The sequence below is a fragment of the Streptomyces sp. NBC_00154 genome, assembly GCF_026342835.1.
GTDB lineage: Bacteria > Actinomycetota > Actinomycetes > Streptomycetales > Streptomycetaceae > Streptomyces.
This window is the reverse complement of the sequence record NZ_JAPEMI010000001.1, coordinates 7,087,338-7,101,757: the sequence shown is the minus strand read 5'-3', so window position 1 is coordinate 7,101,757 and position 14,420 is coordinate 7,087,338. Positions and strand designations below refer to the sequence as shown.

Here is a 14,420-nt window from a genome sequence, read left to right as displayed (position 1 = left end):
TCACCGACGAGTCGGTCAGTACCGGCCTCACCACTACCGAGCCCGGACCGTCGGAGAGGGCCCGGAGCCAGTTCTCAGCGGCACTGTTCTCGTGCACGAGGGCACTGACTGACCGGCCCACGGCTTCCTCCGCAGACCATCCGAACACCTCGCCGGCCGCAGGAGACCAGTCGGTCACCCGCCCGCCGTCATCGATTCGCATGAGCACGTCTCCGCTGGACATGGCCGCACACCTCCGCTCCGGCCCGTACCCACGAGCCGCACAGCCGCTCGGCCGCAAGCAGGTACTCATAGGCGCAACGGCGCCCACTTCCATAGTGAGGGCCACAGGTCGACCCGGAGACCGGAAGCGACGCCTTCGTCCGGACGACGCCGCCGGTCGAGTCGGACGACGGCTCCAGCCGGGCGATCCCGAACGACGAGGACAAGGGATTGGACCGGGTGGGTGACCCGACCGTCAGGTAACGCCGACGCGCTCCCCGACGCCTCTCTCCGGACAGTGGTTCTCCGCCCGGTTCCAGGAGGTCATGAAGAACGCCTACTCAGCGCTCCAGGAACCGTGACGACCGGGTCCGGGCGATCCCCCGCCCGGACCCGGCTCACAGGTCACCGGTCACGGGTCAGTCGGCCGAACAGGGCGCGTCCGGAGGCAACCAGTCCGGACGGGCTACGGCTGATCGCGGCCCTGCTCCGGGACTTGGACTTCGGTTTCACCTTGGACTTGGCCTTGGCCTTGGATGCAGGCATGGCCTTGGACTTGGATGACGGCTTCGGCTTCGGCTTGGGCTTGGGCTTGGGCTTGGACGTCAGCTTGGACTTGGTCCGGGACTTGGTCCCGGACTTCGGCGCAAGCTTTCGCTCGGGCTTCGGCTCCCGAGCCGCCTCCGCGCGGGTCGTCCCCTCCGCCAGCACGTGATAGCGATGGCTGATCCGCCGCCCCACCAGCAGATATCCGAGCAGCGCGCCACTCGTGTTGAGGATCGCGTCGTCGATGTCGAAGGCACGCCCGGGGACCAAGGCGCCCTGGACGAGTTCGATCACCACCATCACCGTCAACGTCAGCACGACCATGCGCAGCATCCGGAGCCGGCGCGGCACGAGAATCGGCAGCAGGATGCCGAACGGGACGCCCAGCAGGAGGTTTCCGCCGGCCTGCTTGCAGGCCGCGAGGAAGGTGTAGTCCTCGGCGTACTGTCGCAACGACCTTCCGGGCCGGAGGTTGGACCGGACGAGGTCCTCCGATGCCGGTGACGGGGTGAGCGTCACCTTCGCCAGGGCGATGGAGAATGCGGTCAGGGCCAGGAATGTCGCCACCAGGACGAGCGCACGCAGCAGCGTGCTTCCCCACACCCGTCGTCGCCGCTCCTGACGATTCACCTCTGCTGTCATGGCACACAGTTGCCCTCATCGGCCACGAGCACACCTGCGGAACGCCCTTTCATGCCCCGACGGGCCGGAAGGGGATGGGGTCAGGCGAAGCGGGGCCGCTTGACGATCCCCCGCAGTCTCCCTCCCTGTGGCAAGGCGCGGGTGGGATGCGCCGGTGGTCACGGTCGGTGGCCGTTTGTGCGGCAGACGAGGAGGGCGACGTCGTCGTGGTCGTGCGGATGGCGCAGCGCACCCAGGAGGTGGTCGCAGGTGGCTTCGAGTGTCGGCTGCGGCTCGGTGAGGAGGTCGAGGAGGGTGTTCAGGCGGGTGTCGATGGGTTGGTTGCGGGTTTCGACGAGGCCGTCGGTGTAGAGCAGCAACTGGTCGCCGGTATCGAGCTGCAGGGTGGTCTGTTCGAACGCGGCGACGCCGACGCCGAGGGGAGTGCCGGTGGGCAGGTCGACAAGTTCGGGCGGTCGGCCGAGTCGGGTCAGGACAGGCGGCATGTGGCCGGCGAGGGCGATCACGCAGTGCATGCGGTGCGGGTCGTAGACGGCGTAGATGCAGGTGGCGAAGCCGGGCTCGAGGCCGGCGGCGATGTGGTCGAGGTGCAGGAGGACCTGCGCGGGGTCGAGGTCGAGTTCGGCCAGGGTGCGGACGGCGGTGCGGAGCTGTCCCATGGTCGCGGCAGCGTTGATCCCGCTGCCCATCACGTCACCGATGACCAGGGCGGTCTTGTCACCCGCCACGGGGATGGCGTCGAACCAGTCACCGCCGACCTCCGCGGAGGCCTGGGCGGGCTGGTAACGGTAGGCGATGTCCAGGCCGGTCGGCTGGGGTGGCGTGTGGGTCATGAGGTGGCGTTGCAGGGTCAGGGCGGTGCGGCGCTGGTTCTGGTACAGGCGGGCGTTGTCGATGCGCACCGCAGCGCGGGCGGCCAGCTCACCGGCCAGGACGATGTCGTCGGGGTCGAACGGCTGCGGGTTGCGGGCGCGGCACAGGTCCAGGGCGCCCAGGACTTCCCCGCGGGCTATCAGCGGCACGGCCAGGTAGGCGTGCAGGCCGGCCTGGGCCAGGAGGGCGGCTCCCCGTGGTTCGGCGGCGATGTGCTGCAGGTCCGCTTCGGTCACCTGATTCACCAGCACGGGGCGGCCGGTGGTCACACACTGGGTGATGAGCCGGTCGGCGGCGTAGGTGGCGATGTGCCCGGTCTGATCGGCCGCGTAGACGGCGTCGGTGGGATAGGCAGCGGTGACTGCCAGCGCCCTGAACAGGGCCGGTGCCCCGGGCGACACAGTTTCTGGTTGCCGGTCGTCGAGGACCGCGTCGAGGATGTCGACGGCGGCCAGGTCGGCCAGTTCGGGCACCAGGATGTCGGCCAGCTCCCGGGCGGTTGTTTCCACATCCAAGGTGGTGCCCACCATCGCCGAGGCCCGGGCAATGGTCGCCAGCCGCTTGCGGGCAGCGGCCGCCTCCAGGCCGGCGCGGTGCTGCTCGGTACTGTCCACCACCGACGCCGCCACACCCAGCACCCGCCCGGCCGGATTCTCGAGCCGGTAATACGAGACCGACCGGGCGATTTCATCGCCCGGATCGGTCGGTGACCGGCCCACGATGAAGTGGTTGATCAGCGGTCTGCCGGTGTCCAGAACCTGCCGCATCATCGACGCGACGGCCTCGGTATCGTCCAGGAACCGCAGGACCTGGTGGACATCACTGCCGATGTGCTGGGCGGCCGGCAGTCCGTTGAGGCCCTCCAGCGCCGGGTTGACCATCACGTACCGCAGGTTGGTGTCCAGGACGGCCAGGCCGATCGGGGACTGGGCCACCAGCTGCACCGACAGCGCCAGATCCCGTTCCACCTCTCGCAAAGTGGCCTGGTCGGTGGCGATACCGAGGGCGAATGGCTGTCCCTGCTCGCCCAGCAGCCGCATGTTGCGGAACTCCACCAGCCGCGTACTGCCGTCCTTGTGCCGCACGGGAAACACGCCGGCCCAGGTCTCACCACTTGTCATCACCTGCGAGAACAGGTGCAGCACCAGGTCGAAGTGCTCCGGGGCCACCAGCAGGGGGGCCGCGAACCGGCCCAGCGCCTGGTCCGCGGTCCAGCCGAACAGCTCCTCGGCCTGCGGGCTCCACAACGCGATCCGTCCCGCGCTGTCCAGCACCACCGCGGCCACACCCAGCACGTCCAGCAGCCCACCCGGCTCGGCCGGGGCGACCCCCACCGAGGCAGGTCCCTCCGGGAACGCACCGGTGGCACCCATGAGGCACCCCTTCTCCCGCAATGCATAGCCGTGCTCGACTCCGTGGACCCCCCACCAGGCCTCTCATCGTCTTCCATCCTCTCTCCCGGCGCTACTGACCACAGCCTGAGGACCTGGCGGACGGAAGAAGGCGGGGAGGATCCCCCGCGGAGCAGGCGCGGCACCGCCGGACCGGATCTCGGGCTGATCAGCGCGGTACCGACAGCCGATTGCCAACAACCGTTACGGACCGTCACCGCCGGTTGTCTCGCTGGTTCCCCCGAAGTCCGATTCACTGCGTCCAGCACGTGCGATCCCGCTTGACGCGATCTGGCGGCAGGACCGAGAGATCCTTGAATCACCAGTGGACTCGAAGGCGAGGTGATCGGCCCATGGACACACCGGCAAGCATGCCAGGTGACTCCCTCACCCCCGCCGCGGCTCTGGCCGTGGCAGCTCCGGATGGAACGCTGACCGGCTGGAGCACCGGTGCGGAACAGTTGCTCGGCTACTCCGCCGGTGAGGCCGTCGGCCGGCTCGCGACGGCGCTGCTTGCTTCGCCCCTCCCCGCTGGTGTCCGTGAGCGTTTCGATCGGCAGGGGGATTGGACGGGACACGTGGTACTCCGCCACCGGGACGGCAGCGCGGTCGAATGCCGGCTGCGGGCGCGCCCGCTGCCCACAGGTGACGGGCGAGCCGGATGGCTGCTGGAGGGCATTCAGGAGCGGGAGGAGAACCGCGACACGGACCCCTTGATCCGCTGGTCGTTCGACCAGTCCCCGTTCGCCCTGGCGATCTACGACACCGAGGGCCGGTTCCTACGGGTCAATGAGCCCATGACGAAGCAGCTCGCCGCCACGGAGCGGGATCTTCGCGGGCTCCGGATCACCGAGCACATGCCAGATCCCGCCTTCCAGGCCCCTGAACGATCCGTCGATCACGTGTTGCGTACCGGGGAGCCCGAACACATCGAGAACTACGTCAAGGTGCCAGGAGAGCCCCAGGCCCACGCCTGGACCATCCACTTCACCCCGCTCAAGGACTCCTTTGGCCTGGTGCACGGCGTGCAGCAGGCAGCTCTCGACTTCTCCGAGCAGTACGCGGCCCGCGAACGTCTTGCGCTGCTCGATGAGGCCAGCAGGCGTATCGGCAGCAGCCTGGACGTGGCTCGCACCGCGCAGGAACTGGCCGACGTGGCCGTGCCCGACCTCGCGGACTTCGTCTCGGTCGATCTGTTCGACGCCGTACTGCACGGCGACGAGCCCCCGCCCGTTCCGGACGACGGTCCTCTGGTGCTGCGGCGCGTGGCCACCCGCCCCGACGTAAAGGCTGTCGTCGCGGTCGGCGAGTTGTCCCCCTACCCGGAGTTTTCGCCGGTTGCTCGCAGTCTGGCCACCGGTCGCGGCACCCTGCACCGGATCGGCGAGCCCGAGATCACCCGCTGGCTGGCCCACGACCCGGTCCGGACCGCCTGGGTGAGTCGGCACCGCGCGCACTCGCTCATGGTGGTGCCGCTGCGCGGCCGCGGCACCAACCTCGGCGTCGTGCTCTTCGCCCGCCTGGATCCGTCCGCCGGGCCGTACGAGCAGGCAGACCTGCAGATCGCCAGGGAGCTTGCGGCGCGCGCCGCGGTCTGCCTCGACAACGCCCGCCGCTACACGCGCGAACACACAACAACTCTGGCCCTCCAGCACAGCCTTCTGCCGCAGGGGGTTACCAAGCAGGCCGCTGTCGACGTGGCCAGCCGCTACCTGCCCGCAGACTCGAAAGTCGGCGTCGGCGGTGACTGGTTCGACGTGATCCCGCTCTCCGGCGCCCGCGTCGCCCTGGTTGTCGGCGATGTGGTCGGTCACGGGATCCACGCGTCCGCCGCCATGGGGCGCCTTCGCACCGCAGTACGCGCCCTCGCCGACGTCGATCTGGCCCCGGACGAACTGCTCGCGCATCTGGACGACCTGGTCGTCCGGCTCGGATCCGGGCCCGATTCCGGAACGGGGACGCCCTTCGCGGAACTCGGAGCCACCTGTCTGTACGCGGTGTACGACCCCATCTCCCGCAAGTGCTCACTCGCCAGCGCCGGCCACCTCTGGCCCGCTCTGGTGACCCCTGACGGCACGGTGGACTTCCTGGAACTGCCCACCGGCCCGCCACTCGGCCTGGGCGGGCTGCCGTTCGAGGCGATTGAACGCGAACTGCCCGAAGGCAGCCTCCTGACCCTCTACACCGATGGCCTTGTCGAGGCACAGAATCGCGATGTCAACGCCGGCCTGCACGCTCTGCGCACGGCCCTCGCCGACACGGCTCCGTCGTTGGAGGCCACCTGCGACCGCGTACTCGATGCTCTGCTCGGCGAGCAGCCGGCCGATGATGTCGCGCTGCTCATCGCCCGTACCCGTGCCCTGGACAACGGGCACGTCGCCACCTGGGACCTTCCCGCCGATCCCGCCTTCGTGGCCGAGGCCCGCTCCAAGGCGACCGCCCAACTCCACGCCTGGGGGCTGGACGACCTGGCCTACGTCACCGAACTCGTGGTCAGCGAGCTGGTGACCAACGCGATCCGCTATGCCGCCGCACCCGTTCAGCTGCGGCTGATCAAAGAAAGAACGCTGATCTGCGAGGTCTCCGACGCCAGCAGCACCGCACCCCACCTGCGCCGCGCCCGCATCTTTGACGAGGGCGGACGCGGTCTCATGCTGGTCGCCCAGCTCACCGAGCGCTGGGGGATGCGGCATACCGGCACGGGCAAGACCATCTGGGCCGAGCAGCCCCTTCCCGAGTAGGTGTGCCGGTCAGCGCGGAGGCACCGGCTCGGCGCTGCGACTGGCCGCAGACCAAATGGCTTCCGCTTTCCCGCCGAGGGCACCGGCGGGCCCGGGTGTACCTGAGGCGATCCGGCGGTGGGTGGGCAAGGATACGCACCCACGGCACCGCTCGTTGATCACCCGGGCGAGTAGGGGCACGCGATACGTGGGCGCGGCAGGCGGGCCGGGTTCAGTCGGGGAGCGAGAGCCTCCTGGTCAGGCACATCGCCGCCGACAGCATCCCCGCCCGGACCCGGGTGGTCCGGTACATCCAGTCCGACCGGAAGGAGATACCGAGCGAACCGACCTGGTCACCGCTGTACACAGGCACTGCGACGCACGTCGTACCGCGGGCGTACTCTTCGCGGTCCATGACGACCGGCTCTGTGAGTGAGGAGTCGAGTTGCTGCATCAGCTCCTCCCTGCGCGTGATGGTGCGGGGCGTGAGTTCGGTCAGGGAGTGCCGGGAGAGGTAGTCGGCGCGCGCTTCCTCGTCCAGTTCACGCAGCACGCTCTTGCCCAGCGCAGTGGCGTGTCCGGCGTCCTGGAAGTCCACCCAGAAGTCCACGCGTGGAGCCTGGGCACTGTCGACGATTTCCATGACACGGATTTCGCCCTGCTCGTAAATGGACAGATAGACAGCGACCGAAAGATCGTCCCGCAGGGACATCAGGACAGGGCGTATGCGCTCCGGTAGCCCCTGCCCGTTACGCCCAGCGCCCAGCGCGTGGCGTCTGCAGGAGAGAACGAAAGCACCGTCGTCCAACTCTGTCACGTATCCGTCCTGGGCGAGTGCGGGCAGCAACCGCTGGACGCCGGCCAATGGCAGGCCCGTCTCCAGGGCCAGCTGCTGCGCGGGGGCACCTCCCTCGTGCGCCCCTACGGCCTCCAACAGACGCAGGGCACGCTCGACGGACGCGATGAGCTCGGGGCCGGTCTGGTCACCCATGCCACCAAGCATGGACCCGGTGCCGGAGGGCGGCAAGGCGTCTTGCAGCGTGCCCGGCCTGGGGCGCATGGAGTGAGGTACGACAACCGTATGTGGGAGTCCGGTCAGGTCACCGCCCCCGCGGGTCCCCGTACTCGCCCTCCAGGTCGTCCTCGGTCTCCCGTCGGCTTCAGCCGCCCGGCGCCGAAACATGCACGGCTCGGAGCCCGGCCACGATCTTGAACCGGGCGGCCCGGCTGCAATCGCCTTTTCGGGGGGATCAATGCGCTGCCGCAGCACAAGGTGCGGAGCGTATGCCCCAAGGGGTGATCCGATGTGATCCGGAGTCAGGAAATGAGCGAGAGGGATGGTCATGTTGAAGATCTTGGAGAGGCGCGCTCGGCACATCGCAGCGGGCACGGGTGCTGCCGCAGTCGTCGTGCTCGGTACTCCGCTGCTTGCCGCTGCTGCTCCTGCTCAGCTCGCTCCTCCCGTGCAGCCCTATGCCACGGTGACCAGCCAGAGTGGTTTGAACGAGCGGCAGTACCCCAGCACCGACTCGTCGGTGGTGGACACCCACGAGTACCAGGATCAGGTGGGTCTGCGATGCAAGGTACGTGCGCAGACCATCGCCGGCAACAACGATTGGTACCTGTTGCGTGACAGGCAGTCATGGATCTCGGCGAGCTACGTAGTGCGGACCGGGACCGTCCCGTACTGCAAGGACCTCCCGGTGAGCCAGCTGACTCACAGTCCACAGGCCGCCGACGCCATGGGCTGAGACGAACTGTCCCTCAGACCGTTCGCACCATGGCGGACCGTGGGCCTGGTGGTACCCCGCCCGAAACCACGGTCCGCCATGGTGTGTCGCCCCTCCGACACCGTGTTCATTCGCCGGTCCCACCGGGCAGCTTCCGAAAGCGCTGCAGGCGGCCATGACCGGCTGACCGGCGCACGGCGGAATGAGCGACGGTCGGCGACGCGTTGGTGGTATAGGGCGAGGAGGACCGGAGCACCGACGTGACAGCTGCGACCATCACCACACCACTGAGCCAGATCCTGCGGTCCTGGCGCCGGTCGGCGCCGGGCCCTCTGTGGCTGGTGGTGCCCCTGGTGCTGATCGTCGCCATACCGGTGGCCGACCACTTCCTGCCGCCGGACATCCATCTCGGCCACCTGCTCATCGTGGCCCCGGCCGTCACCTCCGTCGTCGCGGGCCCTCGACTCACCGCGCTGATCGGCGGGCTCGCGGTGGCTTCCCTCATCATCGCGGGCGCGGAGCGCGGGGTTCTGACCACCGAGAGTGTCCTCGTCGAGTTCGGGTCCCTCGCGGCGCTCGCCGCCCTCTTGGTGATCTTCTCTCTTCTGCGGGACCGACTGTGGCTGGAGCTGCTCCGAGCGCGTTCGGTCTCCGACGCGACACAGCGCGTCGTCCTGCGCCCGCTGCCGGACAGGGCCGGACCGGTGTCCATCGCCTCGGAGTACCGCAGCGCCGAGGCCGGCACCTGCATCGGCGGCGATCTGTACGCCGTCGCCCGCGCCTCCGACTCCACCCGGCTGGTCATCGGGGACGTACGGGGCAAGGGCCTCGCCTCGATCAGTGACACCGCGATCATGCTGGGCGCGTTCCGCGCCGCGGCCCACCGACAGTCCCCACTGCCGGAGCTGGTCGCGTACCTCGAAGGCGCCGTCCGGTGGGGTCTTGCGGAATTCTCGGAGTCTTCGGGGTCCGAGGCGGACGTCGGGGAGCGCTTCGTGACCGCCGTGGTGGTGGACATCCCGGACAACGAGCCGGTGGTCCACGTGATCAGCTGCGGGCATCCACCGCCCCTGCTGCTGCGCAACGCCACCGCGACCGCGCTCAATGTGCCCGCTCCCGCACTGCCCCTCGGTCTCGGCGGGCTGGCCGACGATTCCTATGTCCAGGCGACCTTCCCGTTCGCCTACGGCGACCGGCTCCTGCTCTACACCGACGGCGTCAGCGAGACCCGCGACGGACAGGGCACGTTCTATCCGCTCGCCGAGCGCGCCGCCGCCTGGACCGATCAGGCACCCGGACCACTGGTGCAGAAGATCACCGCCGACCTCCAGGCATACGCGGCAGGCCCGCTGAACGACGACATGGCGATGATCGTCGTCCAGCGCGATGAAACACCGGATAGTCCGAGCACGCCACCGAGTCAGCAGGTCGCCCACCACGATCGGCATCATCCGGATGCGGCGGCCGACGGCGTAGTGCACAGCGTCGGCGACCGCGGTCCGACACACGGACCCGGCAGACCACACCCACACCCTTCACACCCGGCGGGCGCCGGCAACAACTGGAGACTGGCCCCCGAGCAGGCCGAATGAGTCCGAACAGCCGGGCAGGATGTACGGAGTGGTCCGGCACCGGACAGCTGCGTCGGGCACGGGGCCGTTACGGGGCAGATCGACTTTCGGTGGCCAGGCCGGCGGACCAGTCGGCGAACGTGGTCCAGGCGATGTCCGGATAGGAACGGTGCAGCGCTTCGATGTCCACGCGGTAGCCCTCGCGGTTCAGGAAGTCCCACATCGCCCCCATGTCAGCACTGCTCTCGTGGACCACGGCGAGGGGCACCTGGACGGGCTCGACGTGACGGTGCAGCACACGCTGGAGGACAGCGGCCATCTGCGCGGGAGTGGGCGCGTCGGATGCGGCCTCGATCCGCAGGCCGACGTGCCGCTCGCGGTCGGAGACAACGGCCGCCACCAGCGCCCCGAGGTCGCGACGGGCCAACTGCTGCAGTGGCCGGTCAGGCGGAAGTGGAAGCTCCAGCCGTCCGGACTGAAGGCCCTGGAGATCGCCGAGCAGGTTGTCGAAGAAGTACGTCGGAGCAACCACCGTCCACGGCGGTCCTTCTCGGATGAGAATCTCCTCGATCCGCTGCTTGCTGTCGAAGTGCGGCACCCCCGTGGACCGGCCGGCCGAGGCGACAGACGCGAGTACGAGATGCGGCACCTCAGCCTGCGCGGCGGCACGCACGATGGCACGTCCCTGCTCCACCTCCGCCTCCGGCCCGTCTTCGAACGGCGTAGTGACCGCGAACACAGCGTCCACTCCGGTGAACGGATTCACCAGGGAGGTCGCGTCGCCGAGGTCACCGGGGACGACCACCACGCCACGCTCGAGCAAGGTGCGCGCCCGGGGGCCCGCAGGGTCGCGGACCACCGCACGCACCGCATGCCCTCCGTCCAGGAGCGCGCGCACCACTGCACCGCCCTGGCCGCCGGTAGCCCCAAGAACTGCCACGTGTACGGACATGTGCCTCGGCTTCCCTGCGTTTCCTTCTCCCCCGGTCTTCATGATTGCCGCCCGCGTCTCGGGACGCCACCGGCCACCTTTCACCCATCGTCGACATCCGACCGCAGCCTCCCTGCAACAGCCCGAGCAGGCACGCCGACAGTCCACCACCTGTCGCGCAGGAGGCTGCCCGGGTGACGGAGGCCGGGCGCCTGTGTCGAACCGTCGTGGGTAACGGCGCGGGGTCAGCCGGCTGTATTGGGTGCCTGATCGGGAGCGGGTCGGCAGGTGGGGGACGTGCCGGTCCAGCTGGCCAGGATGTTGAGGGCTTCAGCAGTGGGTGAGGCAGGTTCTGGGGTGTAGATGACGAGAGTCTGCTCGGGGTCGTCTTCGACGGCCAGGACGACGTAGTCGAGGGCGAGGTCGCCGACCAGCGGGTGATGGAGGCGTTTGGTGCCGGTGGTGTGGGCCTGAACGTCGTGGTCGGCCCATATGCGGCGGAACGTGTCGCTGTGCAGGGACAGTTCTCCGATCAGCTCGGTGAGCTGTGGGTCGTCGGGATGGCGGCCGGCGTACAGGCGAAGGGTGGCTACGCAGTCGGCGGCCACCCGTTCCCAGTCGGTGTACAGCGTGCGGGCGGCTTCGTCGAGAAAGACGAAGCGCGCGGCGTTGCGGTCGCGGTGGGGCCGGGCCTGGAAGTCGGCGATCAGGGCGTAGCCGAGTCGGTTGGCCGCCAGGATGTCCATGCGCCGGCCCTGGACGATGGCGGGGACACCGAGGGCGTCCAGGGTGCGGTAGAGGGCGGGACGGACCCTCTGCGGGGCGAGCGAACGCTTGCGGCGGGTTCGGCCGATGGTGGGCCGGGCGAGGTCGAAGAGGTGGGCGCGTTCGGTGTCGTCCAGCTGCAGAGCTCGGGCGACGGCCTCCCAGACGGCTTCCGAGACACCCTGGACGCGGCCCCGTTCCAGGCGGATGTAGTAGTCGACGCTGACTCCGGCCAGTTGGGCGACTTCCTCGCGGCGCAGTCCCGGAACGCGGCGGGCGCCCCGGTGAGGGGTGAGGCCGACCTGTTCGGGGGTGATCCGGGCCCTGCGGGTACGCAGGAACTCGCGGATATCACTGCTGCGGTCCATGCATCCACCGTACGGCGGACCCCGCGCGTCTCAGCCCGCGAAGGAGGTACTGGCAGACCCCCGGTGGAGCGGTACCCCGTACGGGGGTCCGGGCGGGACTGTCGGGTGATTGCCTGGATAGCGCGCCCCCTGAGCTGCACCGATCACGGCACTCGCAGGGTCAACCCCTCTCAACTGGCGTGACACCCACGGGCCACGTCGCACGTCCGGAGGAAAGGACACCGCCCTGATGGCTTCGAAACTGACCGGAACCGTCGCGCTCGTCACCGGCGCGAGCAGCGGTATCGGCGCCGCCACCGCCCGCCGGCTCACCGACCAGGCCTGACGGCCGCCACGACAAGGAGTATCTGATGAAGCACGTTTCCCTGGGCGGGCTTGATGTCTCGCGCATCGGCCTGGGCGCCATGACCATGGCCGGCACCTACACGACGGGCGGGGGACTCGATGACGCCGAGTCGATCCGCACCATCCACCGGGCGCTGGACCTCGGAGTCACGCACATCGACACCGCCGAGATCTACGGCCCCTTCCACAGCGAAGAGATTGTCGGCAGGGCCATCAAGGGCCGACGAGACGATGTTGTCGTGGCGACGAAGTTCGGTCTCGTGTCCCACTCCGGTGGCGGTCCCGGCGTTGTGGACAGCAGCGCCGGCAACGTGAAGGCCGCGGTCGAAGGCTCGCTCAAGCGGCTTGGCACCGACCACATCGACCTCTATTACCAGCACCGCGTCGACCCGAACATTCCCATCGAGGAGACCGTCGGCGCTCTGGCCGAACTGATCGCCGAGGGCAAGGTGCGTAACATCGGGCTGTCCGAGGCCGGCCCCGCCACGATCCGCCGTGCGCACGCCGTGCATCCGGTGGCCGCGCTGCAGACCGAATACTCCCTGTGGACCCGCGACGTCGAGGCCGAGATTCTCCCGCTGCTGCGCGAGCTCGGAATCGGCTTCGTTCCCTACTCGCCGCTGGGCCACGGCCTTCTGACCGGGCAGATCCGCTCGGTCGACGACTTCGCCGATGACGACTGGCGCAGGACCAACCCGCGTTTCACCGGCGAGAACTTTCAGCGCAACCTGCGCATCGTCGATGAAGTGCAGACCATCGGCGCCGAGGTCGGAGCAACGCCGGCGCAGACCGCGCTGGCGTGGCTGTTGACCCGCGGCGACGACATCGCCCCCATCCCCGGAACCCGCCGGGTCTCACGCGTCGAGGAGAACACTGCCGCCGACAGCATCGAACTCAGCGCCGCTCAGCTCGACCGTTTGAACAACCTCACCCCGGCCTCGGGCGAGCGCCACGACGAGGCGAACATGGCCGGCATCGACCGCTGACCACCGTCGCCGCCTGGTTTCGCCTGCAATGCCCTGAGCAGCGAGGCCGCGTCACCGAGGAAACCGTCCACGGCATCGTCCACACGACCCTCAGCCCGCGCCACACCGCCGTCGGCGAGCTGCGGATCAGGCCTACAGACCTGTCCTGACCACACCATCCGTCGCACGGCCGCCAGCCGGGTCCCTTGCCGGCGGCCTCCCCACGACGCAACCACCTGACACCGAACCGGGTGCCTTCGGCGCCTGAAAGGAATCCCCCATGAGCAAGGTCAACTTCGTCACCGGTGCCGGACGCGGTCTGGGCACAGGGATGTGAACTCGCACAATTGCTGAGGCAGCATCAGGCACGAGCCCCGTCAGATGTGCGAGCGTCACCTCCGCACCGGGGGTCGATGACCGCCCCCGCACGAGAGCCCGTTCGGGACCGGGCCCAGAATCTTGGTCATGTGGAGAACAAGGAACAGGCCCGAGCCCACGCCGGCCGAGCGGTTCATCGAGCCGCTGCGGAAGAACATGCCCGGAGCAGGCGACTTCAGTTTCGAGGCCATCAGGAAGCTGGGGAACCCGGTGCCGATGCTCGTGCAGAACGACGGCGATACGCTGCTGGAGCTGTGGCTGGAGCCGTTCGGGCAGGACTACTGGCTCATGCCCGGCGAGCGGGTCACGGTCACGTCGTACGGCCACTGGGACGACCACCCTTTCGAGGCGATCCACGAACCGGACCGCATCACGGTGTGGGCCACCTCCTTCTTCGCCACAGCCTCCGACAGCAACGGTGCCGAGGTCCCTGCCGCCCACCAACTCCCGAGCGGGAAGTACGAAGGCGACAGCTGAGCGCTTGCGGTGCGTGGGGAGTCGGGCAAGCCGACGGCAGGGGTTCCGGACCGTCCTTCAATGTGCGCCGCGCCTGTGGGCGCCTTCCTCGTTCCGGCGACGCACACCGCGACGGCCTTCCCGTGGGTGAGCATCCCCCTCGCCTCCTGTGGTGTCCATGGCCCAGAAACCCCCGTTCAAGCCGCATATTCAATCAATTTCAGAAGAGAGCAGGTCAGACCGTACTCACGTGTTCGAATGCAGGCTGGCTTTTCATTCGTGCGCATGGTCGGAAAATAGCGGGGCAGGCGGTGGTACGGAGGTTGATAACCATGGTTCCCCTGCTTCTCGTTCTTCTGCTGGCCCTGATTCTCTTCGGCGCGGGTTTCGCGCTGAAGATTCTGTGGTGGGTCGCAATCATCGTGCTGGTCCTGTGGCTGATCGGCTTCGTCGCCCGCCCGAAGGGCGGCACCGGCCGCTGGTATCGCTGGTAGCCGACAGCTTCGGCGCATTCCAAGCAGTGTAGGCGGATGGCCTG

11 protein-coding genes and 1 pseudogene are annotated in these 14,420 nt (G+C 68.8%); 6 read left to right on the top strand and 6 right to left on the bottom strand.

What is annotated here, in order from left to right; translation table 11 throughout:
* Nucleotides 1–55: 55 nt before the first annotated feature.
* From OHA03_RS48060 to OHA03_RS31805, 3 genes and pseudogenes are all read right to left on the bottom strand, one after another.
* A pseudogene (locus OHA03_RS48060) lies at nt 56–223 on the bottom strand (PAS domain-containing protein); the annotation flags it as partial.
* Nucleotides 224–606: 383 nt separating this feature from the next.
* Complete coding sequence (locus tag OHA03_RS31810; protein ID WP_267007159.1) at nt 607–1,389, bottom strand: VanZ family protein; 783 nt, start codon at nt 1,387–1,389, stop codon at nt 607–609.
* A 158-nt stretch (nt 1,390–1,547) separates the two neighbouring features.
* On the bottom strand, nt 1,548–3,635 hold the full coding sequence (locus OHA03_RS31805) for a SpoIIE family protein phosphatase (RefSeq protein WP_267007158.1): 2,088 nt from the start codon (nt 3,633–3,635) through the stop codon (nt 1,548–1,550).
* 371 nt (nt 3,636–4,006) lie between these two features.
* Between OHA03_RS31805 and OHA03_RS31800 the strand changes: the two genes are divergently transcribed.
* A complete protein-coding gene (locus tag OHA03_RS31800; RefSeq protein WP_267007157.1) occupies nt 4,007–6,394 on the top strand; it encodes a SpoIIE family protein phosphatase in 2,388 nt (795 codons plus the stop codon).
* A gap of 211 nt (nt 6,395–6,605) precedes the next feature.
* Here OHA03_RS31800 and OHA03_RS31795 read toward each other — a convergent pair whose 3' ends face one another.
* Nucleotides 6,606–7,364, bottom strand: a complete 759-nt coding sequence (locus OHA03_RS31795; protein ID WP_267007156.1) for an IclR family transcriptional regulator — start codon at nt 7,362–7,364, stop codon at nt 6,606–6,608.
* 352 nt (nt 7,365–7,716) lie between these two features.
* Here OHA03_RS31795 and OHA03_RS31790 point away from each other — a divergent pair, with 352 nt between their 5' ends.
* Nucleotides 7,717–8,124: an SH3 domain-containing protein gene (locus OHA03_RS31790; protein WP_267007155.1), complete on the top strand. Its 408-nt coding sequence runs from the start codon at nt 7,717–7,719 to the stop codon at nt 8,122–8,124.
* Nucleotides 8,125–8,363: 239 nt separating this feature from the next.
* Nucleotides 8,364–9,695 carry a PP2C family protein-serine/threonine phosphatase gene (locus tag OHA03_RS31785; protein WP_267007154.1) on the top strand — a complete coding sequence of 444 codons (1,332 nt, stop codon included), beginning with the start codon at nt 8,364–8,366 and terminating at the stop codon, nt 9,693–9,695.
* Nucleotides 9,696–9,762: 67 nt separating this feature from the next.
* Here the strand turns inward: OHA03_RS31785 and OHA03_RS31780 are convergent, their stop codons facing one another.
* A complete protein-coding gene (locus OHA03_RS31780; RefSeq protein ID WP_267007153.1) occupies nt 9,763–10,626 on the bottom strand; it encodes an NmrA/HSCARG family protein in 864 nt (287 codons plus the stop codon).
* Nucleotides 10,627–10,850: 224 nt separating this feature from the next.
* Entirely contained in the window at nt 10,851–11,738 is an 888-nt protein-coding gene (locus tag OHA03_RS31775; protein WP_267007152.1) for a helix-turn-helix transcriptional regulator, read from the bottom strand.
* Nucleotides 11,739–12,088: 350 nt separating this feature from the next.
* On the opposite strand from OHA03_RS31775, the gene OHA03_RS31770 reads away from it, so the two are divergent.
* The 3 genes from OHA03_RS31770 to OHA03_RS31760 all read left to right on the top strand — a co-directional run bounded on the left by OHA03_RS31770 (nt 12,089) and on the right by OHA03_RS31760 (nt 14,376).
* Entirely contained in the window at nt 12,089–13,069 is a 981-nt protein-coding gene (locus OHA03_RS31770; RefSeq protein ID WP_267007151.1) for an aldo/keto reductase, read from the top strand.
* Nucleotides 13,070–13,513: 444 nt separating this feature from the next.
* On the top strand, nt 13,514–13,903 hold the full coding sequence (locus OHA03_RS31765; protein WP_267007150.1) for a hypothetical protein: 390 nt from the start codon (nt 13,514–13,516) through the stop codon (nt 13,901–13,903).
* Nucleotides 13,904–14,214: 311 nt separating this feature from the next.
* Nucleotides 14,215–14,376 carry a hydrophobic protein gene (locus OHA03_RS31760; protein ID WP_267007149.1) on the top strand — a complete coding sequence of 54 codons (162 nt, stop codon included), beginning with the start codon at nt 14,215–14,217 and terminating at the stop codon, nt 14,374–14,376.
* Nucleotides 14,377–14,420 lie beyond the last annotated feature (44 nt).